This is a genomic window from Methylobacterium mesophilicum (genome assembly GCF_022179445.1).
GTDB classification, from domain to species: domain Bacteria; phylum Pseudomonadota; class Alphaproteobacteria; order Rhizobiales; family Beijerinckiaceae; genus Methylobacterium; species Methylobacterium mesophilicum.
In genome coordinates this window covers 146820-172475 of sequence record NZ_BPQU01000005.1, presented here as the reverse complement: position 1 = coordinate 172475, position 25656 = coordinate 146820, and the positions used below count along the sequence as shown (strand labels likewise).

At 67.8% G+C, this 25656-nt stretch carries 27 protein-coding genes; 17 read left to right on the top strand and 10 right to left on the bottom strand.

The annotated features are described in order from the left end of the window. Positions 1–34 precede the first annotated feature (34 nt). From MFF40_RS08185 to MFF40_RS08175, 3 genes are read right to left on the bottom strand one after another with little or no spacing between them, the layout of a single operon-like run. Positions 35–502 carry a secondary thiamine-phosphate synthase enzyme YjbQ gene (locus MFF40_RS08185; protein WP_147854637.1) on the bottom strand — a complete coding sequence of 156 codons (468 nt, stop codon included), beginning with the start codon at positions 500–502 and terminating at the stop codon, positions 35–37. After that, on the bottom strand, positions 499–2373 hold the full coding sequence (locus tag MFF40_RS08180) for a cisplatin damage response ATP-dependent DNA ligase (RefSeq protein WP_238260137.1): 1875 nt from the start codon (positions 2371–2373) through the stop codon (positions 499–501). The genes MFF40_RS08185 and MFF40_RS08180 overlap by 4 nt, the downstream gene beginning before the upstream one ends. Then, positions 2370–3425 carry a ligase-associated DNA damage response exonuclease gene (locus MFF40_RS08175; protein WP_147853758.1) on the bottom strand — a complete coding sequence of 352 codons (1056 nt, stop codon included), beginning with the start codon at positions 3423–3425 and terminating at the stop codon, positions 2370–2372. The genes MFF40_RS08180 and MFF40_RS08175 overlap by 4 nt, the downstream gene beginning before the upstream one ends. A gap of 69 nt (positions 3426–3494) precedes the next feature. Here MFF40_RS08175 and MFF40_RS08170 point away from each other — a divergent pair, with 69 nt between their 5' ends. Both MFF40_RS08170 and MFF40_RS08165 read left to right on the top strand, forming a co-directional pair. Beyond that, a complete protein-coding gene (locus tag MFF40_RS08170; RefSeq protein ID WP_147853759.1) occupies positions 3495–4442 on the top strand; it encodes a class I SAM-dependent DNA methyltransferase in 948 nt (315 codons plus the stop codon). An 81-nt stretch (positions 4443–4523) separates the two neighbouring features. Next, a complete protein-coding gene (locus MFF40_RS08165) occupies positions 4524–5318 on the top strand; it encodes a YoaK family protein (protein WP_147853760.1) in 795 nt (264 codons plus the stop codon). Between the two features lie 103 nt (positions 5319–5421). Here the strand turns inward: MFF40_RS08165 and arfB are convergent, their stop codons facing one another. Continuing rightward, positions 5422–5853 (bottom strand): alternative ribosome rescue aminoacyl-tRNA hydrolase ArfB, encoded by a 432-nt coding sequence (gene arfB / locus MFF40_RS08160; RefSeq protein WP_147853761.1) that lies wholly within the window; start codon positions 5851–5853, stop codon positions 5422–5424. 170 nt (positions 5854–6023) lie between these two features. Next, on the bottom strand, positions 6024–6320 hold the full coding sequence (locus MFF40_RS08155; protein WP_147853762.1) for a BolA family protein: 297 nt from the start codon (positions 6318–6320) through the stop codon (positions 6024–6026). A gap of 108 nt (positions 6321–6428) precedes the next feature. Here MFF40_RS08155 and MFF40_RS08150 point away from each other — a divergent pair, with 108 nt between their 5' ends. The 4 genes from MFF40_RS08150 to cobT all read left to right on the top strand — a co-directional run bounded on the left by MFF40_RS08150 (position 6429) and on the right by cobT (position 10715). Continuing rightward, entirely contained in the window at positions 6429–7055 is a 627-nt protein-coding gene (locus MFF40_RS08150; RefSeq protein WP_147853763.1) for a J domain-containing protein, read from the top strand. A 247-nt stretch (positions 7056–7302) separates the two neighbouring features. After that, on the top strand, positions 7303–8286 hold the full coding sequence (cobS, locus tag MFF40_RS08145) for a cobaltochelatase subunit CobS (protein WP_147853764.1): 984 nt from the start codon (positions 7303–7305) through the stop codon (positions 8284–8286). Positions 8287–8303: 17 nt separating this feature from the next. Then, positions 8304–8801 carry a DUF29 domain-containing protein gene (locus MFF40_RS08140; RefSeq protein WP_147853765.1) on the top strand — a complete coding sequence of 166 codons (498 nt, stop codon included), beginning with the start codon at positions 8304–8306 and terminating at the stop codon, positions 8799–8801. A gap of 6 nt (positions 8802–8807) precedes the next feature. After that, complete coding sequence (gene cobT, locus MFF40_RS08135; RefSeq protein WP_147853766.1) at positions 8808–10715, top strand: cobaltochelatase subunit CobT; 1908 nt, start codon at positions 8808–8810, stop codon at positions 10713–10715. Between the two features lie 27 nt (positions 10716–10742). Here cobT and MFF40_RS08130 read toward each other — a convergent pair whose 3' ends face one another. After that, positions 10743–11216, bottom strand: a complete 474-nt coding sequence (locus MFF40_RS08130) for a carboxymuconolactone decarboxylase family protein (protein ID WP_147898017.1) — start codon at positions 11214–11216, stop codon at positions 10743–10745. Between the two features lie 81 nt (positions 11217–11297). Between MFF40_RS08130 and MFF40_RS08125 the strand changes: the two genes are divergently transcribed. Continuing rightward, positions 11298–11750 carry a MarR family winged helix-turn-helix transcriptional regulator gene (locus MFF40_RS08125; protein ID WP_147853768.1) on the top strand — a complete coding sequence of 151 codons (453 nt, stop codon included), beginning with the start codon at positions 11298–11300 and terminating at the stop codon, positions 11748–11750. A 99-nt stretch (positions 11751–11849) separates the two neighbouring features. Here the strand turns inward: MFF40_RS08125 and rpmB are convergent, their stop codons facing one another. After that, a complete protein-coding gene (rpmB, locus tag MFF40_RS08120; protein WP_147853769.1) occupies positions 11850–12152 on the bottom strand; it encodes a 50S ribosomal protein L28 in 303 nt (100 codons plus the stop codon). Positions 12153–12535: 383 nt separating this feature from the next. On the opposite strand from rpmB, the gene MFF40_RS08115 reads away from it, so the two are divergent. Further along, positions 12536–13399 (top strand): DUF3108 domain-containing protein, encoded by an 864-nt coding sequence (locus MFF40_RS08115; protein ID WP_147853776.1) that lies wholly within the window; start codon positions 12536–12538, stop codon positions 13397–13399. 81 nt (positions 13400–13480) lie between these two features. Further along, the gene (locus MFF40_RS08110) at positions 13481–13771 is read left to right on the top strand and encodes a DUF1330 domain-containing protein (protein WP_147853770.1); all 291 of its coding nucleotides are present in this window, start codon (positions 13481–13483) and stop codon (positions 13769–13771) included. 10 nt (positions 13772–13781) lie between these two features. On the opposite strand, the gene MFF40_RS08105 is transcribed toward MFF40_RS08110, so the two are convergent. Continuing rightward, complete coding sequence (locus tag MFF40_RS08105) at positions 13782–14138, bottom strand: darcynin family protein (RefSeq protein ID WP_147853771.1); 357 nt, start codon at positions 14136–14138, stop codon at positions 13782–13784. Positions 14139–14294: 156 nt separating this feature from the next. Between MFF40_RS08105 and MFF40_RS08100 the strand changes: the two genes are divergently transcribed. Then, positions 14295–14840, top strand: coding sequence for a TetR/AcrR family transcriptional regulator (locus tag MFF40_RS08100; RefSeq protein ID WP_238260135.1), 546 nt, complete (start codon positions 14295–14297; stop codon positions 14838–14840). A gap of 22 nt (positions 14841–14862) precedes the next feature. On the opposite strand, the gene MFF40_RS08095 is transcribed toward MFF40_RS08100, so the two are convergent. Continuing rightward, positions 14863–15876, bottom strand: a complete 1014-nt coding sequence (locus tag MFF40_RS08095; protein WP_238260166.1) for a glycosyltransferase — start codon at positions 15874–15876, stop codon at positions 14863–14865. Between the two features lie 120 nt (positions 15877–15996). Between MFF40_RS08095 and MFF40_RS08090 the strand changes: the two genes are divergently transcribed. From MFF40_RS08090 to MFF40_RS08060, 7 genes are all read left to right on the top strand, one after another. After that, complete coding sequence (locus MFF40_RS08090) at positions 15997–17088, top strand: acyltransferase family protein (protein WP_238260133.1); 1092 nt, start codon at positions 15997–15999, stop codon at positions 17086–17088. A 159-nt stretch (positions 17089–17247) separates the two neighbouring features. Continuing rightward, positions 17248–17571, top strand: a complete 324-nt coding sequence (locus tag MFF40_RS08085; protein ID WP_147853775.1) for a hypothetical protein — start codon at positions 17248–17250, stop codon at positions 17569–17571. Between the two features lie 34 nt (positions 17572–17605). After that, positions 17606–21055 carry a helicase-related protein gene (locus tag MFF40_RS08080; protein ID WP_378996428.1) on the top strand — a complete coding sequence of 1150 codons (3450 nt, stop codon included), beginning with the start codon at positions 17606–17608 and terminating at the stop codon, positions 21053–21055. Between the two features lie 9 nt (positions 21056–21064). After that, complete coding sequence (locus MFF40_RS08075; RefSeq protein ID WP_238260130.1) at positions 21065–21358, top strand: RNA-binding S4 domain-containing protein; 294 nt, start codon at positions 21065–21067, stop codon at positions 21356–21358. A gap of 216 nt (positions 21359–21574) precedes the next feature. After that, complete coding sequence (fdxA, locus tag MFF40_RS08070) at positions 21575–21913, top strand: ferredoxin FdxA (RefSeq protein ID WP_147855791.1); 339 nt, start codon at positions 21575–21577, stop codon at positions 21911–21913. Between the two features lie 537 nt (positions 21914–22450). Further along, the gene (locus tag MFF40_RS08065) at positions 22451–23050 is read left to right on the top strand and encodes a CarD family transcriptional regulator (RefSeq protein ID WP_147855790.1); all 600 of its coding nucleotides are present in this window, start codon (positions 22451–22453) and stop codon (positions 23048–23050) included. A 322-nt stretch (positions 23051–23372) separates the two neighbouring features. Then, entirely contained in the window at positions 23373–24248 is an 876-nt protein-coding gene (locus tag MFF40_RS08060) for an RNA polymerase factor sigma-32 (RefSeq protein ID WP_007559662.1), read from the top strand. A gap of 105 nt (positions 24249–24353) precedes the next feature. Here the strand turns inward: MFF40_RS08060 and MFF40_RS08055 are convergent, their stop codons facing one another. Continuing rightward, the gene (locus MFF40_RS08055; protein ID WP_147898020.1) at positions 24354–25586 is read right to left on the bottom strand and encodes an MFS transporter; all 1233 of its coding nucleotides are present in this window, start codon (positions 25584–25586) and stop codon (positions 24354–24356) included. Positions 25587–25656 lie beyond the last annotated feature (70 nt).

Genomic DNA, 25656 nt, shown 5'->3' with positions numbered 1-25656 from the left:
ATGTTGCTGCGTGCGCCGGACCAAGCGCCCCGATTCAAGCGCCGATCACGCTCACGACGATCTCCCGCCGATGCGGCCGGTCGCGGTGCTCGATCAGGTAGATCCCCTGCCAGGTGCCCAGGGCCAGACGCCCCTCGACCAGCGGGATGCTCAGGGCCGAATCGGTGACCAGCGTGCGGATGTGGGCCGGCATGTCGTCCGGCCCCTCGGCGCCGTGGACGTAGGGCGTGCCGCGTGGCGCGAAGCCGTCGAGGGCCGACATCAGGTCGGTCTGCACGTCCGGGTCGGCATTCTCCTGGATGGTCAGGGAAGCCGAGGTGTGCCGGCAGAATACCGTGACGAGCCCGTCCCGGATCCCGCTGCCACTCACGAACTCCGCGACCGCGCCGGTGAAGTCCGTGAAGCCCTGTCCCGGAGTCGCGATGGTCAGGCGGCCGCTCGCATGGCGCTCCACCGCGCCGGAGGCCAGCGGCTCGACCGGACCGATCTTCCCCTGCTTCATGTCCCCGACTCCATCAACGTTGCCCCGGGCGCGATCTCGCGCTCGCCGCGGGCCAGGATCCGCTCCAGCACGTCGATCCGGTCGGCCTCGGCGGCGGGCTTGTCCCAACGGATCCGGCTGACCCGGGGGAAGCGCATCGCCACGCCGGACTTGTGCCGGGTCGAGCGCTGGACGCCCTCGAAGGCGATTTCCAAAACGAGCCCGGCCTCAGGCCCATGGGTGACCTCGCGGACCGGACCGAACCGCTTGGTGGTGTTGTTGCGGACGTAGCGGTCGAGCTTGGCGAGTTCCGCGTCCGTGAAGCCGTGATAGGCCTTGCCCACCGGCACCAGCTCGTCCCCCCCCTCGGGGGCCTCCCGCCAGACCCCGAACGTGTAGTCCGAGTAGAACGACGAGCGCTTCCCGTGACCGCGCTGCGCGTACATCATCACGGCATCGACGACATGGGGCTCGCGCTTCCACTTCCACCAGGGGCCCTTTGGGCGGCCCGGCAGGTAGGGGCTGTTGCGGCGCTTGAGCATCACGCCCTCGATCGCGTCCGCGTCCTCGCCGGCCCCCACCGAGGCCGGATCGGCCCGGGCGGCGGCGAGCGCCTCCCAATCCGCGAACGGGACCAGCGGCGAGATGTCGATCCGCGCGTGGTCGAGGCGTGTGACCAGCGCCTCCAGCTTCTCCCGGCGGGTCGCGAACGGCTCGGCCCGCAGGTCGTCGCCGTCCAGCGTCAGGAGGTCGTAAGCCCGGACATGGGCCGGGAACTCTTCCAGGAGCTTGGCCGTCACGGCCTTCCGGTTCAGGCGCTGCTGCAGGACGTTGAAGCTCTGGACCCGGCGCTCGCGCAGGATCAGTAACTCGCCGTCGAGTGTCCCCGTGAAGCCGATCGCCTCGGCGAGGTCGGGGAACGCCCCGGTGATGTCCTCGCCGGTGCGGGAATAGACCTTCGCGACCTGCACGCCCGCCCGGTCGCGCCCGCCGACGAGCTGGACACGGATGCCGTCCCACTTCCACTCGGCGGAAAAGGCCTCCGCTTCGAGCTTCTCGAGATCGGCCTCCTCCTCGATCGGATGCGACAGCATCGGCGGTCGGAACGGTGCCGGGTTGAGGGTCTCGGGCCGCTCGGCCCGCCCCTCGACCCAGGCGAACAGGGTCTCGAACGGCGGCGTCAGCCCGTGCCAGACCTCCTCCACGGCATCCGCCTCGTGGCCGCCCAGCGCGCCGACCGCGGTCTTGGCGAGCCGCGCCGAGACGCCGACGCGCAGGTTGCCGGTAACGAGCTTCAGGAGCGCCCAGCGCCCGGTCTCGTCGAGGGCGTCGAGCCATTCGGCGAGGTGGCGGGACAGGTCTTTCTTCGGGATGGTGCTGAGCGTTTCGACGACCTCGGCCAAGCTCGGCGGAGGCGGATTGTTATGACCGAGACCAGCGGGCGCCTCCCCTCCCCCCACTGCGGGGGAGGGTGGGCCGGCCGTGAGGTCGGGTCGGGAGAGGGGAGCGCCGCTGCCGGAAGAGTTGCGACGGACCTCATATTCAGAATCGTCGCGCTGCCCCTCTCCCGACCCCCTTCGGGGGCCACCCTCCCCCGCAGAGGGGGGAGGGAGATCCCGCGGCACCGGCCAGATCAGCGCCGTGGTCTCGGCGAGATCGCCGACGTAGTTGTGCGACAGCCGGAACAGCACCGGGTCGATGCGCGCCTCCACCAAGCCGCGTATCAGGGCCGGCTTGGCTTCGCGAAAGTTCAGCGTGCCGGTCATGGCGCCCAGCGCGTAGCCGCGCTCCGGATCCGGCGTGCGCGCGAAAAAGTCCTGGAGCAGGCGCAGCTTGGCGTTGCGGCGCGGCTCGTAGGCGAGGCGGTCGAGGAGGTGGGCGAAGTCGTTCACGCGGCCACCTCCGGCTCGGCGACGCCTGCGGGGGCCGGCTCCGCCTCACCGTCGTCGCCGTACCCCAGCAGGTGCAGCGGCTTGGCCTTGATCCCTTGCGTCCCGCACCAATGGACCAGCGCATCCTCCTGGCCGTGGGTGACCCAGACCTCCCCGGCGCCGGTGTCCCGGATCGTACGGCACAGGTCCGGCCAGTCCGAATGGTCGGAGATGACCAGCGGCAGCTCGACGCCCTTCTGGCGCGCGCGGGCGCGGACCCGCATCCAGCCGGACGCGAAGCAGGTCACCGGGTCGGGAAACTTGCGCGACCACAGGTCCTGCATCGCGCTGGGCGGACAGATCACGATGGCCCCGTGAAGGTCCTTGCGGTCGGCGGCCACGACCTTCGGGGTATCGCCCAGGGGGATGCCCTCGCGCTTGTACAGCTCGGTCAGCTTCTCCATCGCGCCGTGCAGGTGGATCGGCCGGTCCCAGCCCTCCTCGCGCAGCAGCGCCATCACCCGTTGCGCCTTGCCCAGCGCGTAGGCGCCGACGATGTGGGCGCGCTCCGGGAACAGGGCCACGGAGGCCATCAGCTTGCGGACCTCGTCCCGCGTGTCCGGATGCGTGAAGACCGGCAGGCCGAAGGTCGCCTCGGTGATGAACACGTCGCAGGGCACCACCTCGAACGGCAGGCAGGTCGGGTCCGGCGCCCGCTTGTAGTCGCCCGACACCACGACGCGGACGCCGTCCCGTTCGATGGCGATCTGGGCGGAACCGAGCACGTGCCCGGCGGGGGCGTAGCGCACCGTGACGTCGCCGACGCGCAAGGCCTCGCCGAGCCGGGCCTCCTGGCGCTGGCGGCAGAAATCCTCGCCGTAGCGCACCGCCATGATCCGCAGGGTTTCCGGCGTCGCCAGCACGTGGCCATGGCCGGCCCGGGCATGGTCGGCATGGCCGTGGGTGATCAGCGCGCGCTCGACAGGCCAGGTCGGATCGACGTGGAAGCCGCCGAGCGGACAGTAGAGGCCCTCTCGGGTCAGGGTGAGGAGATCGCTCGCGCGTGTCGGCATCGGGTCCGCTGCTGCCGGTGGAGTCCGCCGGTGGCCCCGGTATATAGGCGCCTCCGACCCGGCAGACGCATGGCCACGCAACACAGTTCCGGCGACCTCCTCGCCGACCGCCGCTATCGCTACGCCGAGGCCTGCCTGGCGGATGGCGACCATGCCGGGGCCGCCGACCTCGCCGAGCAGGCGCTGGAGATCGCACCCCGCTACGCGCCGGCCTGGCTGGTGCTGGGCCGTGCCCGGGAAGGGCTGGCCGTCGGGGGCGACGACCCGGCCCTGAGGGCGGCCGCGACCCGGGCCTATGCCTGTGCCCTCGACATCGACCCCGACGATACCCTCGGCGTGCGGGCGCACCTCGTCCGCTTGGGGGAAGGCGGCGGCCTGCCGGCCCTGTCGCCGGCCTATGTCCGGGCCCTGTTCGACGGCTACGCCCCGCGCTTCGAGCGCCACCTCGTGGACGGGCTGGGCTATGTCGGCCCACAACTGCTCCACGATGCCCTGCCGCCGGACCCTGAGCGGTTCGACGTGGCGCTCGATCTCGGCTGCGGCACAGGCCTGATGGGCGCGGCGATCCGTGACCGGGTCGGGCACCTCACCGGGGTGGATCTGTCGCCCGGCATGCTGGCGGTGGCGCGGACCAAGATGCAGCGCGGCCTCCCGCTCTACGACCGTCTGGCCGAGGGTGACCTGGCGGCCTTCCTGGCGGCCGAGCCGTCGGACTCCGCCGACCTCTGCCTGGCGGCGGACGTGCTGATCTACGTGGCGGATCTCGCGCCTGTGCTGAAGCAGGTCGCTCGCGTGCTTCGGCCCAGGGGCCTGGCCGCCTTCACGGTGCAGTCTCATGACGGCGACGGCGGCCTCCTGGGCGCGGACGGGCGCTACGCCCACGCCCACGCCCACGTCACCGCGGCGGCCTCCGGCGCAGGCCTGGAGGTCTTACGGCTGCACGAAGCCGATGTGCGGCGCGAAGGCGGCCGGCCGGTGCCGGGCCGGGTCGTCGTGCTGCACCGCACACGCCAATGATTCCCCCGGCATGAAACTGCTTGGCTGTTCGTCCATTGTCTGTCGGCCGCACGACAGGCGGCGATGGGATCGGGGATTGGCATGGCGGATTTCGGCGGCAGGGATGATGGGCGCGCACCGGAGCGCAAGCCCGACCTGCCAGCGGACCGGTCTTTTCCGGCGGATCCCCGGACGCGCATCTCCTTCGCCATCGCGCTGGCCATGCTGGCAGGATGCGCCGATTCCATCGGCTTCCTGGAATTCTCGCAGCTGTTCATGTCGTTCATGTCGGGCAACACGACCCGCTTCGGCGTGGCGGTGTCCAACGGCGACTGGGAGAACGTCACCCGGGTCGCCAGCACGATCAGCCTGTTCTGCTTCGGCGCCTTCCTGGGCACTCTGATCGCCGCCTGGGTCGGCCGCTGGCGGCTGGCCGTCCTGCTGACGCTCCAGGCGCTGCTGCTCGCGGGCGGCCTGCTGATGCCCTGGGGCACCTTCGCCTATCCGCTGCACGCCTACCCGATCGTGCTGGCCCTGGGCCTGCAGAACGCGACCCTCCAGGACGAGGGCGGCCGGTCGCTGGCGCTGACCTACGTGACCGGGGCGGTGGTGCGATTCGGGACGGGCTGCGCCAACCTGCTGCTCGGCACGGTGGCCCCGTCGTTCTGGATCCAGGCACCGCTCTGGGCCGGTCTCAGCACCGGCGCGGTGCTGGGTGGCCTGCTCGATCTCCGCTACGGCGAATCCGCCTTCCTGTTCCCCGCCGGCCTCGCTGCCATCCTGGCGCTGATCGCGATCGCGCTCACCATCGCCAAGCCCGGCAGCACCCTGGTCGCCGGCTCGTCGCCCGCCCCCGACGCGAGCCCGAAAGCGGAGGTGATCGACGCGATTCACTAGGTCGCTCGCCGCGGAAGCGGAGGCTCGCTCGGCGTGAGCGAGCGCGTCACATCAGGGACGTAGAGCCGGCTCGGCAGCTTATCCGAGCTGGAAGCGGGCCGGCTCAGCCCTCGGAATCCCGGTAGCTGCCGCGCCCCTGTTTGACCACGGCGCGGCTCTTCTTGGCTCCGATGCGCCGCTCCTTCGAGCCCTTCGTGGGCTTGGTCGCGCGGCGGATGGGCGGCGGCGGCTTGGCCGCCTCGGTGACGAGATCGACCAGCCGTTGCAGCACGTCCGCCCTGTTGCGCTCCTGGGTCCTGTGCCGCTGCCCGGACAGGACCAGGACGCCGTCCTTGGTCAGGCGCCGGCCGGCGAGCTTGTACAGGTTCGCTCTGACCCGCTCGTCGACCGAGGGCGAGGCCAGGACCGACCAGCGCAACTGGACCGCGGTCTCGACCTTATTGACGTTCTGTCCGCCCGCCCCGGAGGCGCGCATGAAAGACAGCTCGATCTCGTCGTCCGCGATGACGATCCGCGCGTTCACCCGCAGGGGCATAATGAGCTCCGGTCCACGCCCCGGTGCGAGGCCGGCAGTTGGCAGCCGCCTGTGTGCCAACACACCGGCGCGAGCGAGAAACCCATGATCTCTGGGATGCGCGCCGGAACCACGATCGCCATATCCCTCGTACCGGCCCCCGGGCCGCGCCGGACCGGCGAGGTCCGGCTTCAGGCAGCTTCGGCCGGGGTCCGGGCGCGCAACGCCAGTGCGTGCAGGCCACGCCCGAAAGCCTCGTCCATGAGAGCGTTGACCAGGCGGTGCCGCTCTACGCGGCTCTTGCCCTCGAACGCCGACGCGACGATGTCGAGCCGGTAATGGGTCTCGCCCCCGGGCCGCGCGCCGGAATGGCCCGCATGCAGGTGCGATTCGTCGATCACGTCGAGGTGAGCCGGCGCGAGTTCCGCGCGCAGCTTCGCCTCCATCCAGCCCCGAAGGGTGCCGTCCTCACCAGTCCCGTCCGTCATCCTGCCCTCACCTCACGTCGCCGGCATCCGTCAAGCCCGATCCCGCGCATGCGTCATCAGGCCCGGTGCTCTTGTGTCTCCGGTTTGCCCCCTCATAATCGGCCCGTCATGGATCTCAACTCGCGCCTGTTCGACAGCATCCGGATCAGGAAACCGTCCTGCGACGAGCCGAAGCCCGCGGCCGAGGCCCTGTGCGAGAGCCCGGGCTGCACCCGGCCGGGCCCGCACCGCGCTCCGAAGGGCCGGAAGGCGGAAGGCCAGTACTGGCGGTTCTGCATCGACCACGTCCGCGCCTACAACGCGAGCTATAACTACTTCGACGGCATGAACGATGCCGCCGTCCAGGCCTATCAGAAGGACGCGATCATCGGGCACCGCCCGACCTGGGCCATGGGCGTGAACCCCGCCGGCCAGGGCAAGCCGGCCGAGGAGCCGACCCGGGACTGGGCCTACGTCGATCCGCTCGGCATCCTGCGCGGCGCGGGCGTCGGCGACGGACGTCGGCGCAACAAACAGCCGGAGCCGGAGAAGCCCCGCCGCACCGCCACGGTGCGCCGCGCCCTCGACGTCATGGGTCTCGAGGAGGGGGCGGACGGGCCGGCCATCAAGGCGCAGTACAAGGCGCTGGTGAAGCGCTTCCACCCCGACGCCAACGGCGGCGACCGCTCGTTCGAGGAGCGTCTGCGCGACATCATCCGCGCCCACGACGTCTTGCGTGCCGCCGGCCTCTGCTGACGGCGGCACGAACGATGCACTCCGGAGCGCCGTGAGGCCGCACCGGAATCCCCTTCGACGGTGATCGCTCTAGGATAAGGCAAATGGCCGGGCGGACCCTATATGGGGCTCATGCCGGTCGGTGGCGCCGCAGCGCGCCGCCGTTTAAGGATTGAGTCCGCCCCGCGGCGGATGCCCGGCTCGACGTTCTTCCGCGCGGATGCTCCCTTCCTTCGGGCCGGAGCCGCCGCGCCTCACGAGGTTCCGAATGCTCTCTGACGACACGCCCGCCGCGCTGCCCGACCGCACCGTCTCCGTCCGCGAGGTCTTCGGCATCGACCTCGACCTCAAGGTCCCGGCCTATGCCGAACCCGAGGAGCACGTCCCCGATCTCGATCCGGATTACATCTTCGACCGGGAGACGACGCTGGCCATCTTGGCCGGCTTCGCGCGCAACCGCCGCGTGATGGTCACGGGCTATCACGGCACCGGCAAGTCGACCCATATCGAGCAGGTCGCGGCCCGGCTGAACTGGCCCTGCATCCGGATCAACCTCGACAGCCACGTCTCGCGCATCGACCTCGTCGGCAAGGACGCGATCGTCCTCAAGGACGGCAAGCAGGTCACCGCCTTCCAGGACGGCATCCTGCCCTGGGCGCTGCAGAACAACGTCGCCCTGGTGTTCGACGAGTACGATGCCGGCCGCCCGGACGTGATGTTCGTGATCCAGCGCGTGCTGGAGTTGTCGGGCCGGCTGACGCTGCTCGACCAGAAGCGCGTGATCCGCCCGCACCCGGCCTTCCGGCTGTTCGCCACCGCCAACACAGTCGGCCTCGGGGACACGTCGGGCCTCTATCACGGTACCCAGCAGATCAATCAGGGCCAGATGGACCGCTGGTCGATCGTGACCACCCTGAACTACCTGCCGCATGACCGCGAGGTCGACATCGTGCTCTCGAAGGCGCTGCACTACCGCAGCGACCAGGGCCGGGACATCGTCAACCGGATGGTGCGCGTGGCGGACCTGACCCGCAACGCGTTCATGAACGGCGACCTCTCCACCGTCATGAGCCCGCGCACGGTGATCACCTGGGCTGAGAACGCCGACATCTTCAAGGATGTCGGCTTCGCGTTCCGGGTGACCTTCCTGAACAAGTGCGACGAACTCGAGCGAACCCTGGTGGCCGAGTTCTACCAGCGCGCCTTCGGCAAGGAACTGCCCGAAAGCGCACTGAACGTCGCCTTAAGCTGAACCGCATGGAGGACGCCATGGCGCATCCGGCCTCGACACGCGAGGACGCTCCTGCGGCTCCGCATGCCGACGGGCGGACGCGCTATGCGGACGACCTCTACACTTGGGTCGAGGAGCAGGTGGCGCTGCTCCGCGCCGGCCGGGTGGACGCGCTCGACCTCGACAACATCGCCGAGGAGCTGAGCGACGTGGGGAGCGCGCAATACAGTCAGATGGAAAGCGCTCTGCGCGTTCTCATCATGCACATGCTCAAATGGGATCAGCAGCCGGAGAAACGCACGCCGAGCTGGATCTACGCGATCCGCGAGCAGCGGCTCCGGTACGCGAAAATTCTGCGGAAGAACCCGGGTCTGAAGCCGCATCTCAACACGATGTGGGACGAGATCTATACAATCTCACGCAACTGGGCGGCGGATGAGTGCCACCTCCCTCCGGGCGAGTTCCCTCCAGAATGTCCCTTCACCTGGGATGATCTGCTTGAGCGCCCCTTCGACCTCGATTCGATGAAGACGTAGCCCCGCATGTCCATCTCCAACCGCAAGCCCGGCGAGCGCCGCGAATCCGTGGCCGAGCCCCTGAAGCGCTCGGTGGCCGGGTGCCTGCGCGCCATCGCCCGCCGGTCGGAGGTCGAGGTCACCTACGCCACCGACCGGCCGGCGCTCACCGGTGACAAGGCTCGCCTGCCAGAGCCCCCGCGCAAGCTCTCGGCGCAGGACGTGGCAGTGCTGCGCGGCAATGCCGACGCCATGGCGTTGCGGCTCGGCTGCCACGACATCGCCGTGCACCGGCGGCTCGCCCCCGAGAACGCCGCCGCCCGCGCGGTCTACGACGCGGTCGAGCAGGCCCGCGTCGAGGCGATCGGCTCGCGGCGGATGACCGGCGTCGCCAGCAACCTCACGGCGATGCTGGAGGACCGGTACCATCGCGGCGGCAAGTACGAGACCATCACCGACAAGGCCGACGCACCCATGGAGGACGCCGTCGCCCTGATGGTGCGCGAGCGCCTGACCGGGCAGCAGCCCCCCGAGGCGGCCGCCAAGATCGTGGAGCTGTGGCGTGCGCATATCGAGGCCAAGGCCGGCCCGAACCTCGACGGGCTGATCGGGTCGATCGAGGACCAGCGTAAGTTCGCCCGCTCGGTGCGCGACCTGCTGACCTCCCTCGACATGTCGGACGAGACCCCGTTCGACGCCGAGGATGACGAGAACGACGACGAGAACGACGCCCAGGACGACGAGCAGAACCCGAGCGAGGGCGATTCCGAGGAGAAGAGCCAGGGCGAGCGCGCCGAGATCGAGACCTCGGAGGAGGCCTCCGACGAGATCGAGGAGGGCGCGCAGGAAGCGGCCGACGCGCCGTCCGGGGAATTGCCCGACGAGTCCGAGGATGGGGAAGCCGAGGAAGCCTCCGAAGCGTCGAAGCCGCCCCAGCGCCAGGGCAACGAGGCGCGCGGCCCCGAATACCGGGTGTTCAACCCCCGGTTCGACGAGATCATTCACGCCGAGGAGCTGTGCGACGCCGACGAGTTGGCGCGCCTGCGCAGCTACCTCGACAAGCAGCTCTCCCACCTGCAGGGCGTCGTCGGCCGCCTCGCCAACCGGCTGCAGCGCCGGCTCCTGGCGCAGCAGAACCGCGCCTGGGATTTCGACCTCGAGGAGGGTCAGCTCGATCCGGCGCGCCTCGTGCGCGTGGTCATCGACCCCTATCAGCCCCTCTCCTTCAAGCAGGAGAAGGACACCAATTTCCGCGACACCGTGGTCACGCTGCTCCTCGACAACTCCGGTTCGATGCGTGGCCGGCCGATCACCGTGGCGGCGACCTGCGCCGACATCCTGGCGCGGACGCTGGAGCGCTGCGGCGTCAAGGTCGAAATCCTGGGCTTCACGACCCGGGCCTGGAAGGGCGGCCAGAGCCGCGAGGCGTGGCTCGCCGCCGGCAAGCCGACGAATCCCGGCCGCCTGAACGACCTGCGCCACATCGTCTACAAGTCGGCGGACGCGCCGTGGCGCCGGGCCAGGAAGAATCTCGGGCTGATGATGCGCGAGGGTCTTCTCAAGGAGAACATCGATGGCGAGGCCCTCGACTGGGCGCACAAGCGCCTGCTCGGGCGGCCCGAGCAGCGCAAGATCCTGATGGTGATCTCGGACGGCGCACCAGTCGACGATTCGACCCTGTCGGTCAATGCCGGCAACTACCTGGAGCGGCACCTGCGCTGGATGATCGAGGAGATCGAGACCCGCTCGCCGGTGGAACTCCTGGCCATCGGGATCGGTCACGACGTGACCCGCTACTATCGCAGGGCGGTGACGATCATCGACGCCGAGGAGCTGGGCGGCGCCATGACCGAGAAGCTCGCCGAACTGTTCGAGGAGAACAGCTCCTCCGCACCTGCGGGCCGGTCCCTGCGTGCGGCCGGCGGACGGCGCTGACGAATTGCCGGGAGCCCGGCGCCGCCTTCAGGCCGCCCGCCGGGCGAGAGGCGGGAAATGCAGGCCGCCCGCGATGCGATTCCAGGCGTTGATGGTGGCGATCGCCACGGTCAGGCTCAGCGTCTCGTCCCGGCTGAACAGCGGAGACGGTTCGGCGATGGGCGCCGCCCCATCGGCCATGCGCGTGAGATGTTCGGCCCAGGCCAGGGCCGCGCGTTCGCGGGGCGAAAAGACCGGGCTGTCGCGCCAGACGGCGATCGAGTCGATGATGTGATCGGCAAGGCCGAGGCGGCGGGCTGTGTCGAGGTGGAAGCCGACGCAGAACGCGCAGCCGTTGATCTGCGAGACGCGGATCTTCACGACCTCGCTCAAGCGCTTGTCCAGGCCCGCCTCATCGACGGCCCGGCCGAGGGCGAGAAGCGCGGCGTGAGCGTTCGGCAACGTGGTCCTGAACAGGTCGTATGAAAAGCCCGCATCGTCATACGATGCCACATCGGACATGCTACGCACTCCCGCCATCCGCGATAGAATCAGAGCACGAACAACATATCAGCACTCTGATAACAGGCAAGGGATGATGCCATGGATGAGCTGCCGCGGGCGGGCGAAGGCAAGCGCGGCATCGACGGACATCTCGGTTATCTGTTGCGGCAGGCGGCTCACGCGCACAGGCAGCGCGTCGAGCAGCGGTTAAGCGGCGCCTGCCTGACGCTGCCGCAATTTTCCGTCCTGACGATCCTAGCCGCCTATCCCGGCCACAGCAGCGCGGATCTCGCGCGCCTGGCGCTCGTGACGCCGCAGACCATGAGCGTCATCGTCGCGAATCTGCTGAAGGCCGGCCTCGTGGTGCGGGAACGGCACCGGATTCATGGTCGCATCCAGACCATAAGGCTGACTGCCGCCGGTGAGGCGATGCTCGAAGCCGCCAAGCGGCACGTCTATGCGCTGGAAGCCGAGATGCTGAACGACCTCACGCCCTCGCAGCAGACGGAGATCCGGCAATGGCTGACGCGAATCGCTCAGGCGCCCGGATAGGCGATGCCGGTCCCGAGCAGGCAAGCGTAAACCGCCGCGGCATGGCCTGCCGCGGCGGTTTATGTCGTCCGATCGGTGAAACGCGTAGAGCGCCCGAGATCAGGCCGCGACGGCCGTGGTCTCGGCGAGCTTCTTGTGGATCTCGCGCTTCAGCAGGCGGGCGGTCTGCGACAGGTCGCCCTCGCCGGCCTTGACCAGGAATGCGTCGAGGCCGCCGCGGTGCTCCACCGAGCGCAGGGCATGCGCGGTGATGCGCAGGCGCACCCGCTTGCCCAGCGCGTCCGACTGAAGCGTGACATTGCACAGGTTCGGCAGGAACCGGCACTTGGTCTTGTGGTTCGAGTGGCTCACGAGGTGGCCGACCTGAACGGCCTTGCCGGTGAGTTCGCAGCGGCGCGCCATGATGACTAAAATTCCCGTCTCGTTCCGCCTGAAAAGACCCGACCGCAAGCGGCGCGATCATCGTCGCAGCGGGCGGTGCCCGATACGTATTCCAGGTCCAGCGGAGTCCTGTTGAAGGCGCGAGCCTATAGGCGACCTGGACCCGTTGCGTCAAGCTCCGCACCGCCTCGACATGTCCCGGGCGGTCGCCCAACGGTCTGTTAACCACGATGCCGGGATATAACCGGCATCTGCTCGAAGAAGGCCAGCGCCTCGCCTGCACCGAGCGTCGAGAGCCTGTCGTACGGGATCGTCCCGCGCGGCACCCTTGGCCCAAGTTCCCCTGGGATGCGATCCGGATCATGAGCGCCACGCCTGTCCGTCGGACGATCAAGCCGCTGACGATGCGCCTTCTCGGCACCGTGCTCGCCGTCGCGACGCTCGGTGCCCCGGCCGAAGCCGCTCGGCGCGCGAAGCGGAGCGCCGCAGCCGCCCCCGCCACGGTGACGGTCGATTACAGCATCAACCTCGCGGGTCTGCCGATCGGCACCGCCCGGCTCGCCGGCAGCTTCGAGCGCGACCATTACCTGATGGACGTCTCCGCGACGCTGACCGGGCTGGTCGGGGCGATCACCGGCGGCAGGGGCTCGGCCCGGGCGTCAGGTACCTTCTCGGCCGCGCCGCAGCCCGGCGCGTTCTCGATCGCCACGCACACGGCGAGTTCCGGGATCGCGGTGCGCATGGCGCTGGCGCACGGCAACGTCGTGCAGGCCGAGATCACGCCCCCCCTCGTCGACATGCAGGACCGGGTGCCGGTCACGGCCGACCACAAGCGCGGCATCATGGATCCGGTGAGCGCCCTGCTGATGCCAGCCCAGGGCCGGGGCGAATTGCTCGATCCGGCCAATTGCAACCGCACCCTGCCGGTGTTCGACGGCGCGACCCGCTTCAACGTGGTGCTGAGCTACGCCGAGACCCGCGCGGTGCAGAAACCCGGTTATGCCGGCCCGGTTCTGGTCTGCACGGCCCGCTACCAAGCGGTGGCCGGCCACAGGCCGGATCGGCCGGGTGTGAAGTTCATGGAGGACAACCGCGAGATGTCGGTCTGGCTCGCCCCGGTCGAAGGGACGCGGGCACTGGTCCCGCTGCGAATCTCGGTGCTCACCACCATCGGTACCAACATCATCGAGGCGACGCGCTGGACCCAGGGCGCCGCCACCGGGACGGCCGGGGCGAGCGTCGCGCAGGCGAGCTTGCCCGCGCAATAGCGCCAGGCTCAGCGCTTCGCCTTTGACCGGCGGCCTCTTTCCGGGCACCCCGTGCGCCCGCGGCGGAGAGGATGGAGAACCATGGCGAAAGGCTACATCATCGTCCGGATGACGGTGACCGATCCGGAGACCTACGCGGCCTATGCCGAGATGGCCTCTACGGCGATGCGGCTTCACGGCGCCAGGCCCCTGGTGCGGGGCGGGCGCAGCGAGGCGCTGGAGGGCGAGGCCCGGCCCCGCAACGTCGTGCTGGAATTCGATTCCTACGACGCCGCACGGGCCTATTATCGCTCGCCGGAATACCAGGCGGCCAAAGCGAAGCGCCTGCCCGCCGGCATCGGCGAGGTCGTGCTGGTCGAGGGCGCCGACTGAAACAGTCCGCTCACGCGGCGAGCGGCGCCCGGCCGTAATGCATCGCGTAGGCGTTCTCCACCGCCGGGATGATCTCGACGATCGTGAACAACCGGTCCCAGAACGGCGTCTCGCGCAAGGCTTCGACGACGCTTTCGTAGGCGTGATGCTCGCTGGCCTCCCAGACCCAGAGATCCGTGACCCGGGCCGTGTAGAATTCGGCGTCGTAGAAGCGCATCGTCACGGAACCCGCGTGGCGGCGCAGGATCGGCTCGAACACCTCACGCAACCGGGCGAACCGATCGTCGATCGACATCGCCAGCCACTCGGGCGAGGTCTTCACCAGCATGAAGACGGTGAGCTTGGGGTTGAAGGTCTGGTGGGACATGCGCTCTTTCATTCCGCGAATCGGTTGGGACGCGGCGATGATGCCCGCGGGCGGCCCTGCGGCGAACTCGCGTTCATGACCGCCCGAACGGCACGGGGGCCGCTGCTCAAGCCCCGGAATAACCCGGAACAATCGCGGTCTGCCGAGACGGTGCGGATGATCCTCGAAGGCGCGGCTCGCGTTCTGGAGGAGCGCGGGCTGGCCGGCTACACGACCAATGCCGTGGCCGAGCGGGCCGGCGTCTCGGTCGGCTCGGTCTACCAGTACTTCCCCGGCAAGGACGCGCTGACCGCGGCCCTGGTCGCGCGGGAGACCGGCCTGCTGATCGCGGCGGTGCACGCCGCGGCCGAGGCGGCGACGCCGGAACTCGGACTGCGGCGCATCGTGCAGGCGGCCGTCGCCCATCAGATGTCCCGGCCACGTCTCGCGTTGCTGCTTGACCGCGAAGAGAACCGGCTCCAGCCGGCCGACAGCCTTGACGCGGTCCACCGGGCGATCTCGGACGCGTTCCTGACCCTGCTGGCACGCCTCGAACCCGGACCGCCCGTCGCGATCGAGATTGCCGCGGGCGACCTGTTCGCGGTTGTGCGGGGCATGGTGGATGCCGCCGGGGAGCGGGGCGAGCAGGCCGGCGATGCGCTCGAACATCGGGTCCTGCGCGCGGTGTTCGGTTATCTGGGGTTGCCCACGGGGCTGCCGTGATCCGCGGGTCGGGTAGCGCGGCCTACGACCGGGTCGCGCAGTATTTGAGATCGCGCGCGATCGAGCGCCAACGGATGGCATCGCGGTGGACGGACCGGTAGACCCCGGATCGGATGTTACCGACGACGGCCAACAAACCCCGGCGCCTGTCGCGCGAGACGTAAACCTGCTTCCTCTGTTGCAGTTGGTGCAAGGCTCTCTGAAAAAAGTGAATCGCTTTTTCGCGATCGAACAGAGGAAATGCCGCCCGCGTCTCATCCGGAAGATCGCGGATCACAGCGATCATGTCGGCCGTAGCGGTTATGTAATCATCAAGTTCCTTAATGGGATCATGCGCCTTCCCTTTGTGGCTGCGGCGCCCATCCCCAAACAGGTTCGTCGCATGCTGCCGGTACGTGACCAGCGGCAGACTCAGTTCGGCAGTCTCGCCAACCACTTGGCCGAGAAAAACGATCCATCGATCGTGGGCGATCTTCTCTTTCGGCACGATGAAGTCTCGGAACCGTGCCTCGATATCCGCGAGATACAGCAGTTCTCGCCGAAAAACAATTGAAAACCCAAAGAACGTCAGCCAGGGATCGTAACTGAGCGGCGGCTTAACACCAGTGCTTCGGATACCCTGTGTAAATTTTACTAGCTTACCAGTGGACTGATCGAGGCTCGCAGCGGCATGCACGATCATGGAGATATTAGGATTTTTAAAGTACTTGGCTATACGTTCAAGTTTTTCGGGATCCCAGATGTCGTCCTGATCACAGAACGCCACGAAGTTTCCCTTCGCCGATAAAGCGGCTTTCAAAAAGTTGTCGCGAAATCCTAGATTCGTTTCGTTTACGTTAATTCTGATAGGTACTTCGGAATTTTTCGCAATTGATCTAACTAAAACTAATGTTTCATCCGTCGATCCGTCATCGGAAACGATGATCTCGATCGGCTTAAAATTTTGGTTGATGACGCTCGCTAGCTGCTCCTCGATGAATACTGAGCCATTATACGTAGCGATAACCACCGAAACAGTTTTACTTGCAGCATCCATGCCCACCGGCCTTGACATCCCACATTTTTGAGTTGAAAACTTAATTCAACATCGAACGGGGCACAAAGTTTTTACCAGCCCCTTTAAAGTCTGTCGTTATTATAGCATGGCTGGATAAAGTTGGGAATACCGGCCCTATCGGACCCACGCAGGCATTGCGCAGCCCTCGACGGTATTCGAGGGATTGCCGCTCTCTCAGTATTGTTATTCCATTTGGGTCGTTGGCTAAACGCGCCACACATGGCGGTCAACGGGGGCCTGTCGGTCGACACCTTCTTCACTCTCAGCGGCTATGTTCTGGCCCGTGCCTATGCCCTCCGCCTACGAAATATGTCCGTGGCTGAATTCATGGCCATTCGGCTGATCAGACTGATACCGATCATCGTTCTGTCCATTCTGATCAGCGCTCCTTACGTCATCGCGAGAAACTATCTGCTCAGCACAGAGCCCCAAATAGCCGCGATAGTCCTGGCAATCCTGCTTGGAATGATGAACATTCCTTTTTTCAATGCCCCGCCCCAGATTGGCGGCCCTCAAATATTCCCCCTGAATGGACCGCAATTCTCGCTCTTCTTCGAAATAGTGGCGAATTATGTCTGGTGGCTGCTGCGGCATGTCGATCAGACGTATCTCTCGCTGGGTCTGTACGTCCTGTGCAGTGCGGCAGTCATCCTGGTCGGCATCGGCGGCGACACGACCGACAATTTTCTCCTCGGGTTTGCTCATGTTGGGTCCTCTTTTTTTGTCGGCGTCCTAATCCACCAGTTCAGCGGCGCCTTCGTTTCGAGCCGGGCCAACACGTATATATTCGTCGCGTTATGCGTTCTGATGATTGCGATCCTTTTTTCATCGTTCGAACTTACCCTCCGCGAACGGCTCGTCTGGAAACTCGCCCTGGCCCCGATGCTGGTGTTCAGCGGATCAGCCATTCCGATGAAGGGCCTACCGATGAGGATTTCGCTCATGCTCGGCGAGCTATCATATCCGGTTTATGCCTTGCACTATCCAATATTCTGCTGGATCAACGGAATTTATCAAAAAACAACCGGCAGCAAAAGCATCGCTTTGGAATGCGTGACCCTTGTCGCCGTGACGATAGCAGCGAGCTATGTCTTCCTGCGCTATTATGACCAGCCGGCAAGGCGCTATCTTTTAGATATCTTCGCATCTCTGAAGGCGTCGCGCTCAAGCCGAGCCGAATACAGCCGTTGAGGGTTTCGAGGCGTTTCGATCAGAACTGACGTCCTGACATGCGGTGCGCTGCACGCCGCGAAGATCCACGGAAGATTCTGATATGACACTAAGGTCTCGGCGCCGGGAATCGGTCTCAACTGCCATTAAACCTTTCATATTTTCGGCGATGATCCGCCCATGGACCGATACCGCCTTCGCACCACCCTGACCGTCGCGGCCCTCGCCTTCGCCGCGCCGTCAGCGGCCCAGCCGCTGACCGCAGGATCAGGCAATCCCGGCTGCGGCGGCGATGCCTTCTCGTCGGCACAGGTGATCGAGCACCGGCCGCCGCGGCATGGCCCGTTGGTCTCCGTCCCCGACACCCTCTGCGCGGACGTCGCGCCCCAGCCCGGATCGCCGGCCATGCAGATCGTGGTCGATCCGCTGATTATGCCGCAGGTTGGCAGCGACCCGGGTGATATCCCATATGGGGGAGGACCGAGGCGGCCCTATCGTCCCTGACGCGACCGGCCGTACGAGACCTCCCGCCCGCGCCATGACGGCGCCGCGCCGGCCTTCCCGTCCGAAGGAACCGCCGACCATCGACGCGCCGCTCCGCCCCCTCCCCCGCCGGTCCCTGCCGCGCGACGCCCGCGCCCGCGGCGTGACGGCGGTCCTCGGACCGACCAACACCGGCAAGACGCATCTTGCGATCGAGCGGATGCTGGCGCACCCGACCGGCATGATCGGGCTGCCCCTGCGGCTGCTCGCCCGCGAGGTCTATTTGCGGGTGGTCGCCAAGGTCGGGCCCGAGAAGGTCGCGCTGGTCACCGGGGAAGAAAAAATAAAGCCGGACCGGCCGCGCTACTGGATCTGCACGATCGAGGCGATGCCGCGCGACCTCGACGTGGCCTACGTCGCCATCGACGAGATCCAGCTCGCCGCCGACATGGATCGCGGCCACGTCTTCACCGATCGCCTGCTTTACGTGCGCGGCCGGGAGGAGACCCTGCTGATCGGCTCCTCGACCATGCTGCCGCTGGTCCAGGCGCTGATTCCGAACGTCCACACCACGACCCGGCCGCGGCTGTCGAAGCTGAGCTTCGCGGGGGAGAAGCGGCTGTCGCGCCTGCCCCGGCGCACCGCGATCGTCGCCTTCTCGGCCGAGGAGGTCTACGCCATCGCGGAGCTGATCCGACGCCAGCGCGGGGGCGCCGCGGTCGTGCTCGGGGCGCTGTCGCCGCGGACCCGCAACGCCCAAGTCGAGATGTACCAGGCCGGGGACGTCGACTACCTCGTCGCCACCGACGCGGTCGGGATGGGGCTCAACCTCGATGTCGACCACGTCGCCTTCGCGGCGAACTGGAAATACGACGGCACCCGGTTCCGCAAGCTGACACCAGCGGAGATGGGACAGATCGCCGGCCGCGCAGGACGCCACCTCTCGGACGGGACCTTCGGCTCCACCGGGCGCTGCCCGGCCTTCGAGCCCGAGATGGTCGAGCGGCTGGAGAATCACGACTTCGACCCGCTGCGCATCCTGCAATGGCGCAACCCGGACCTCAGCTTCGGCACCCTGGAGGCGCTCCAGGCGAGCCTCGACGAGCATCCGCGCGAGTCAGGTCTGACCCGGGCGCCGATGGGCCAGGACCAGCAGGCCCTCGAGATCCTGATGCGCGAGGACGATATCCGCGACATGGCTCGGAGCGCTTCCACCGTGCGGCGACTCTGGGACGTCTGCGGCGTGCCCGATTATCGCAAGGTCCACCCGCAGGTGCATGCGGACCTCGTAGCCCAGCTCTACCGTTTCCTCATGAAGGGCATGGCCGGCCGCATCCCGGACACGTGGTTCGCCGAGCAGATGGCGATGATCGACCGCACCGACGGCGACATCGATACGCTGTCCCGGCGGATCGCCCAGGGACGCACTTGGACCTTCGTGGCCAACCGCCCCGATTGGCTGCGCGACCCTGAACATTGGCAGGGCGAGACACGTCGGGTAGAGGACAGGCTGTCAGACGCCCTGCACGAACGCCTCGCGAGCCGCTTCGTCGACCGGCGCACAAGCGTCCTGATGCGGCGCCTGAGAGAGAACACGATGCTCGAAGCCCAAATTTCCGCCGACGGTGACGTCACCGTCGAGGGTCAGCATGTCGGTCACCTGCATGGATTCCTATTCGTTCCTGATGCGAGCGCAGAGGGGCACGAGGCCAAAACTCTGAGGAGCGCCGCCGAGAAGGCGCTTTCCGGGGAGATCGAGGCCCGGGCCGACCGCTTTGCGGCGACGGCCGATTCCACCCTCGTGCTGGCGCATGACGGGATGATTCGCTGGACCGGTGCCCCGGTGGCGAAGCTGACCCCCGGCGAGAAGCTGTTCGCGCCGCAGATTCGGCTGCTCGCCGACGACAGTCTGACCGGCGCGCATCGCGAGAAGGTCGAAGCGCGCCTCGATGCCTGGCTGAAGGCCATGATCGTGCGCCTACTCGGCCCGCTGATGGAGCTCGAGACCGCAGGCGACCTCGTCGGCCTCGCCAAGGGCATCGGCTACCAGGTCGTCGAGGCTCTGGGCGTGCTGGAACGCTCCAAGGTCGCCCAGGAGATGCGCAGCCTCGACCAGGAGGGGCGCGGGGCGCTCCGCCGGCACGGCGTGCGATTCGGGGCCTACCACATCTTCCTGCCGGCCCTGCTGAAGCCGGCGCCGCGGACGTTGGCGGCCCAGCTCTGGGCCCTGCGCAACGGCGGCCTCGACCAGCGCGGCCTGGACGAGATCGCGCATCTGGCCGGCTCGGGCCGGACCTCGATCAAGGTCGATCGGGAGATCGCCAAGGGCCTCTACCGGGCGGCCGGCTTCCGGGTCAGTGGTGAGCGGGCGGTGCGGGTCGACATCCTGGAGCGGCTGGCCGACCTGATTCGCCCGGCGATCGCCTACCGCCCCGGCACCACGCCGGGCGCCCCGCCGGAGGGTACGGCCGACGGCGATGCGTTCGTGGCCACGGTCGGCATGACCTCGCTGGTCGGCTGTTCGGGCGAGGATTTCGCCTCGATCCTGAAGTCTCTGGGCTACTCGCTGGAGGCCCGCCCCGGTCCCGCCATCACGGTGCCGCTGGTGCCGGCGGCGGCGACCGCGCCGGTCGTCGTGACCCCGCCATCCGAAACTGCCCCGGCAAGCGAGACCGGCGAGACCGATCCCGGCTCGCCCAGCGAGCCGACCGGAGACGAGGCCGACGCCGCCGCGCAGGCCGCGACCGCGGAGGCCTCCGGTGACGGTGCTTCGCTCTCCGAGAATGCGGAGTCCGACGCCGGTCCCGAGACCGGCCCGGCCGCAGAAGCTGCATCCGCTCCCGAAGCCCTGGCGGAGGCTGAGCCTGTCGAGGCTGCTGCCGACGCCTTGCCGGAAGCGGTCGGCGCACAGCAATCGGAGCTGGAAGTGACTCCAGCCGAAGCCGCGCAGGTCGCCGAAGCACCCGAATCCGAGACCCGCCCGACCACCGAGACGCCGGTCGTGGCGGAAGCGAACGAGACGGTATCCGAGACCGCCGAGGATGAGTCCGCGGCTGCGGAGGTCGAAACCCCGGCGGAGCCGGTGCTGATCGAGGTCTGGCGCCTGCAGCGCCATCAGCGTCCGGCCAATCCTCGGCCGCAGAACCGCCCGCGGGGCGCGGGCCGCGGTCGCGATGGCGCTCAGCCGGGTCAGCCGGGCCAGCATCAGGGCCCGGGTCGCCCGGAGGGCGGGCGTCCCGAACACCGGCGAGCCGAAGGCGGCGATCGCCCCGGCAACGAGGGTGGCCCCCGCACCGGGCGCGACCGCGGCCCCCGCCGTGATCGCTTCGAGGGCGGCCGGCCCGAGCGCCGGGACGATCAGCGCAGCGCCGAGCAGCGCCAGTCGGGGCCGCGGCCCGACCAGCGTCCGCCGCGGCGCGAACGGGCGCCGGATCCGGATTCGCCCTTCGCCAAGCTGGCGGCGCTCAAGGCGCAGCTCGAAGCCGGCGACGGCGGGAAGCGCTGACGCCCGCGGATGCGGGAGGGTCGGCAGCGGCTCGACAAGTGGCTTTGGTTCGCGCGGTTCGCGCGGACCCGTTCCCTGGCCGCGCGCCTGTCCGAAGACGGATTCGTGCGGGTGAACGGAACCCGAGCCGAGAACCCGGCCAAGGGCATCGTGATCGGCGATGTGGTGACAGTGGCCGCTCCTCACGCGACCCTGGCCGTGCGCGTACTCGGCCTCGGAGAGCGGCGGGGACCTGCCCCGGAGGCACGGCTCCTTTACGAGGACTTGGCCGGCGTACAGTCGGCAATTGAGCTACCCGAGTGATGAACCGGCGCCACAGAGGTGCGTCGCCAATCGGGTCGCAGTCCCCTGGGACACCCGTGCGCTTGTCAGCCCGGGAGGCAGGGTCTAGAGCCCTTGGCTTCCGAAAGACTTGGTTCGACGCGAGGTTTTGCGGCGCACCATCGAAGCGCCACCTGGGCGTGTGGGCCTTCCAGGTTCCGCCCGGGCCGAACAGAATTTTTAGGACGAAGACAGCCGATGACCTACGTCGTCACTGACAATTGCATCAAGTGCAAGTACATGGACTGCGTCGAGGTGTGTCCGGTGGACTGCTTCTACGAGGGCGAGAACATGCTCGTCATCCATCCGGACGAGTGCATCGATTGCGGTGTCTGCGAGCCCGAGTGCCCGGCTGAAGCGATCAAGCCCGATACCGAGTCGAACCTCGAGACGTGGCTGAAGCTGAACGCCGACTACGCCAAGAGCTGGCCGAACATCACCCAGAAAAAGGACGCGCCATCCGACGCCAAGGAGTGGGACGGCGTCTCCGGTAAGCTCGAGGCGCATTTCTCCAGCAACCCCGGCTCGGGCGACTAGAGCCTGATGCCGCTGGGCAGGTCGCGCTGGACCCGCGGCGGGCAGAAAAGCGATAACGGATCGCCTCACGATGTTGCGATCGATCCTTGGCTTGTTCCACGCCTGTGGATCAGGGCCGAAACCGCATTGGACCTGCGTCAAGCGAAGCCCTGAGCCGCGAGCAGGTCATTCCTCTCCGGCTTGGCCGGTGTAAAACTCTTTCGAGGCTGCGCCCGGATCGCGCGCGCTTCTTCAGGGATGCTTTGATCTGTGCGCCGGATTGTGATACACAATCCGCCTGCCGTCGCTTGCGCCAGACGTGCTCCCTCAGGCCGAAAAGCCTTTCGCTTTCGTGAATTAGAGGTGTGGCACGCGAACGACCGCCGAGGGTGACTTCGGCGGATGTTCCGGTGTTTGCACGGCCGCGCCGGGGAACGCCCGGATCTGTGCCTGGTGGGCACGGGTCCCGGGAACGGCGAGGCAAACCGGGTATCCCGCCCGGAAGAACACGGTTTTGCGCGGCGCGGAGCGTCGCGCGCCAGTGGAGGCCCTTCTCGCATGACCACAGCCAAGAAGACGACGACCGTTGGCCGGCAAGGCTTCAAGACCGGTGAGGCCGTCGTATATCCGGCCCACGGCGTCGGTCGCATCACCGCGATCGAAGAGCAAGAGATCGCGGGCTACAAACTTGAGCTGTTCGTCGTCTCGTTCGAGAAGGACAAGATGGTCCTGCGCGTCCCGACCGCGAAGGCCAACTCCGTCGGCATGCGCAAGCTCGCCGAACCGGACCTGGTAAAGAAGGCCCTGGACGTGCTGACCGGCCGGGCCCGGATCAAGCGCACCATGTGGTCGCGCCGGGCGCAGGAATACGAGGCCAAGATCAACTCCGGCGACCTGCTGGCTGTCACCGAGGTGGTGCGCGACCTGTTCCGCTCCGAGGCGCAGCCCGAGCAGTCCTACTCGGAGCGCCAGCTCTACGAGGCGGCCCTCGACCGGATCGTGCGCGAGATCTCCTCGGTCAACCGCATCACCGAGACCGAGGCGCTGAAGCTGATCGAACAGAGCCTGGCCAAGTCTCCGCGCCGCGCCAAGAGCGAGGCCGAGCCTGAGGCAGAAGCCGAAAGTGAGGGCGACGATATCCAGGAAGTCGCGGCCTGAAGCGCCCCTGTTTTTTTGAAGGGAAAAGCCCGGCCCCTGGGGGTCGGGCTTTTTCGTGCCGGCACACCGGATCGGTAGCCGCTCTCGCTTTTCCGCACCCGTTCAACATACCGGGGGCTGGACGACGCGACGTTAGAACCCATGTCTCGTACGGAAACACGAAAACGTGGCCCTTCGCCTGTCGCACTGCGATGGCGTACGGCGGAACTTTCGTGATTGGCCTTCCGTTGTCGGTTGCCTGGCGCCACCGTTCGGTGACGCCCTGCGGGTTGGACGCTCCGTTCGGCGCCGCAACAGCACTCGGCAACAAGAGGCAGGCGGGATGGCTGATATCGCTGGAATTCGACGGCAGTTCATTCGGACTGCCATGGAGGCGCCCTTCCTGGCCCGGGAAGAAGAACGCGGCCTCGCCGTCCGCTGGAAGGACAACCGCGACGAGCGGGCTCTGCACCGCCTGATTTCAGCCCATATGCGCCTCGTCATCGCCCTGGCGGGGCGTTTTCGTCACTACGGGCTGCCGATGGCAGACCTGGTGCAGGAGGGTCACGTCGGCCTCATGGAGGCCGCAGCGCGGTTCGAGCCGGAGAGGGATGTCCGGTTCTCGACCTACGCGACGTGGTGGATCCGCGCGTCGATCCAGGACTACATCCTGCGCAACTGGTCTATCGTGCGCGGAGGCACATCCTCGGCTCAGAAGGCCCTGTTCTTCAACCTGCGCCGGTTGCGCGCCCGGTTGATGCAATCCACCGAAGAGCATGTCGGCGACGAGATCCACCGCCGCATCGCCACCGCCATTGGCGTCTCGCGTGACGATGTCGCGCTGATGGATGCGCGTCTCTCGGGCCCCGACATGTCCCTCAACGCCCCCGTGGGCGAGGACAACGACGCTTCCTCCGAACGCATGGACTTTCTCGTCGACGGGGCCGCGCTGCCGGACGAGACCGTGAGTGCCACGGTCGACGGCGAGAGGCGCCTCAGCTGGCTGCAGCAGGCGCTGACGGTGCTGTCCGAGCGGGAGCTACGCATCCTGCGCGAGCGCCGCCTCGCCGAGGATCAGGCGACCCTCGAGGCTCTGGGCCAGCGCCTCGGCATCTCGAAGGAGCGGGTCCGCCAGATCGAGAACCGCGCCCTGGAGAAGCTCCGCCGCGCCCTGGCCGACCGCTTTCCGGCCGCCACCGGCAGTCCACATATCGGCTGATCCTCCTGGCAAGAGGAGGCGGTCTTTCGAACGAGCCCGGCTCCTGGGCCGGGCTTTTGCGTTTCCAGCAGGGGGCTCGTTCTGGGCCCTGCTTGGAGAAAGGTTCTACGCTCCCTGCACCGCCGCGCTGCGCCGCTCCCGTCGACGCCGGCGCCGACCGGGCTCGGGGGTAGTATCGAGCCAGATCACCAACGCAAGGGCGGCAAGCGCAGGTACGCCGAGGGCAAGGAACGCGCCGGTCCAGCCGAACAATCCGTAAGATAGGCCGCCATACCACCCCGACAGGGCGCCGCCGACACCCTGCACGGCGTTGACACTGCCGAGCGCTGTTTGGGTGCGCCCGGACCCCCAGGTCAGGTCCGCCACGATCACCGGCACCGCCACGCCGACAATGCCGGAGGCGACGCCGTCCAGGACTTCCGCCGTAATGAGCCAGACCGGGTCGTCAATCAGACCCGACAGGACGGCCCGTACCGGCAGCACCGCGAACGCCACCATCAGGAGTTGGCGCCGCCCACGCCGATCCGCCAGGGAGCCGGCGAACAGCGCCACCGGCACCATCACGAGCTGTGCCACCATCACGTAGCGGGCGGTCCATGTCGTCGCGTCGGCGGCGGTGGCCACCAGTTTCTGTCCGAGCAGGGACAGCATGCCGCCGTTGCCGAGGTTGAACAGCGTCAGCGCTACGGTGAGCACCAGCAGGCGCCGGTTGCCGAGGACCTGACGAATGCCGCTACGCTGCGGCTCGTCGTCCGCGTCCTCTTTCCAACCGACCGCGCGCCGCCGGTTCCAGGCACCGGCCGGGGTTGTGAGCGTCGCGACGATGGCGGCGACCGCCATGCCGCCCAGCACCCAGAAGGCGATCGCCGGTCCGAACGTCCCCGTGCCGAGGCTGATGCCGCCGGCGGCGATCAGGATGCCGACATGGTTGAACGCCTGGTTGCGACCCTGTTGTTTGGGGAACCCGTCCTTCCCGACGATCCCGAGGGTCAGCGCGGCGATCGCCGGCAGCAACAGGGTGCCTCCCGCAGCGGCGAGCAGTTGCGCCACCAGGACCGCCGGGAAGCTGCGCGCTGGGAGAAGCAGGAGCGTGCCCGCCAGGATCGCCGCGCAAGCGAGCGCCACCAGGAGGCGAGGACGTGGAAAGCGGTCGACCAGGGCCCCGAACGGGCCGCTCAGGAACAGCGTCGCGATGCCCACGAGGGTGATGACAAAGCCCACCCGCGCCGGGCTCCAGGACGCGGCCTGCGCTAGCCACGTCCCCAGGAAGGGGCCGAGGCCACCCTGGATGTCCCCAGTGAACAGGTTGATCAGGGCGAGGTGTGCGGTGGGGCTCATGCGATCCAGGTCTGGCGACGGGCCCCGGACCTGAACGCCGTCCTTCGTACGGTCAAGCCCGGCGACGGGC

What these genes read in the sequence shown, in the direction of transcription:
- MFF40_RS08100 (WP_238260135.1), top strand. Translation starts at nt 14,295, where the DNA reads ATGATCCTCGAAGGCGCGGCTCGCGTTCTGGAGGAGCGCGGGCTGGCC.
- MFF40_RS08080 (WP_378996428.1), top strand. Translation starts at nt 17,606, where the DNA reads ATGACGGCGCCGCGCCGGCCTTCCCGTCCGAAGGAACCGCCGACCATC.
- MFF40_RS08055 (WP_147898020.1), bottom strand. Translation starts at nt 25,586, where the DNA reads ATGAGCCCCACCGCACACCTCGCCCTGATCAACCTGTTCACTGGGGAC.
- MFF40_RS08095 (WP_238260166.1), bottom strand. Translation starts at nt 15,876, where the DNA reads ATGGATGCTGCAAGTAAAACTGTTTCGGTGGTTATCGCTACGTATAAT.
- MFF40_RS08075 (WP_238260130.1), top strand. Translation starts at nt 21,065, where the DNA reads ATGCGGGAGGGTCGGCAGCGGCTCGACAAGTGGCTTTGGTTCGCGCGG.
- MFF40_RS08155 (WP_147853762.1), bottom strand. Translation starts at nt 6,320, where the DNA reads ATGACGGACGGGACTGGTGAGGACGGCACCCTTCGGGGCTGGATGGAG.
- fdxA (WP_147855791.1), top strand. Translation starts at nt 21,575, where the DNA reads ATGACCTACGTCGTCACTGACAATTGCATCAAGTGCAAGTACATGGAC.
- MFF40_RS08085 (WP_147853775.1), top strand. Translation starts at nt 17,248, where the DNA reads ATGGACCGATACCGCCTTCGCACCACCCTGACCGTCGCGGCCCTCGCC.
- MFF40_RS08165 (WP_147853760.1), top strand. Translation starts at nt 4,524, where the DNA reads ATGGCGGATTTCGGCGGCAGGGATGATGGGCGCGCACCGGAGCGCAAG.
- MFF40_RS08065 (WP_147855790.1), top strand. Translation starts at nt 22,451, where the DNA reads ATGACCACAGCCAAGAAGACGACGACCGTTGGCCGGCAAGGCTTCAAG.
- cobT (WP_147853766.1), top strand. Translation starts at nt 8,808, where the DNA reads ATGTCCATCTCCAACCGCAAGCCCGGCGAGCGCCGCGAATCCGTGGCC.
- MFF40_RS08150 (WP_147853763.1), top strand. Translation starts at nt 6,429, where the DNA reads ATGGATCTCAACTCGCGCCTGTTCGACAGCATCCGGATCAGGAAACCG.
- MFF40_RS08060 (WP_007559662.1), top strand. Translation starts at nt 23,373, where the DNA reads ATGGCTGATATCGCTGGAATTCGACGGCAGTTCATTCGGACTGCCATG.
- MFF40_RS08130 (WP_147898017.1), bottom strand. Translation starts at nt 11,216, where the DNA reads ATGTCCGATGTGGCATCGTATGACGATGCGGGCTTTTCATACGACCTG.
- arfB (WP_147853761.1), bottom strand. Translation starts at nt 5,853, where the DNA reads ATGCCCCTGCGGGTGAACGCGCGGATCGTCATCGCGGACGACGAGATC.
- rpmB (WP_147853769.1), bottom strand. Translation starts at nt 12,152, where the DNA reads ATGGCGCGCCGCTGCGAACTCACCGGCAAGGCCGTTCAGGTCGGCCAC.
- MFF40_RS08115 (WP_147853776.1), top strand. Translation starts at nt 12,536, where the DNA reads ATGCGCCTTCTCGGCACCGTGCTCGCCGTCGCGACGCTCGGTGCCCCG.
- MFF40_RS08105 (WP_147853771.1), bottom strand. Translation starts at nt 14,138, where the DNA reads ATGTCCCACCAGACCTTCAACCCCAAGCTCACCGTCTTCATGCTGGTG.
- MFF40_RS08110 (WP_147853770.1), top strand. Translation starts at nt 13,481, where the DNA reads ATGGCGAAAGGCTACATCATCGTCCGGATGACGGTGACCGATCCGGAG.
- MFF40_RS08185 (WP_147854637.1), bottom strand. Translation starts at nt 502, where the DNA reads ATGAAGCAGGGGAAGATCGGTCCGGTCGAGCCGCTGGCCTCCGGCGCG.
- MFF40_RS08175 (WP_147853758.1), bottom strand. Translation starts at nt 3,425, where the DNA reads ATGCCGACACGCGCGAGCGATCTCCTCACCCTGACCCGAGAGGGCCTC.
- cobS (WP_147853764.1), top strand. Translation starts at nt 7,303, where the DNA reads ATGCTCTCTGACGACACGCCCGCCGCGCTGCCCGACCGCACCGTCTCC.
- MFF40_RS08125 (WP_147853768.1), top strand. Translation starts at nt 11,298, where the DNA reads ATGGATGAGCTGCCGCGGGCGGGCGAAGGCAAGCGCGGCATCGACGGA.
- MFF40_RS08170 (WP_147853759.1), top strand. Translation starts at nt 3,495, where the DNA reads ATGGCCACGCAACACAGTTCCGGCGACCTCCTCGCCGACCGCCGCTAT.
- MFF40_RS08140 (WP_147853765.1), top strand. Translation starts at nt 8,304, where the DNA reads ATGGCGCATCCGGCCTCGACACGCGAGGACGCTCCTGCGGCTCCGCAT.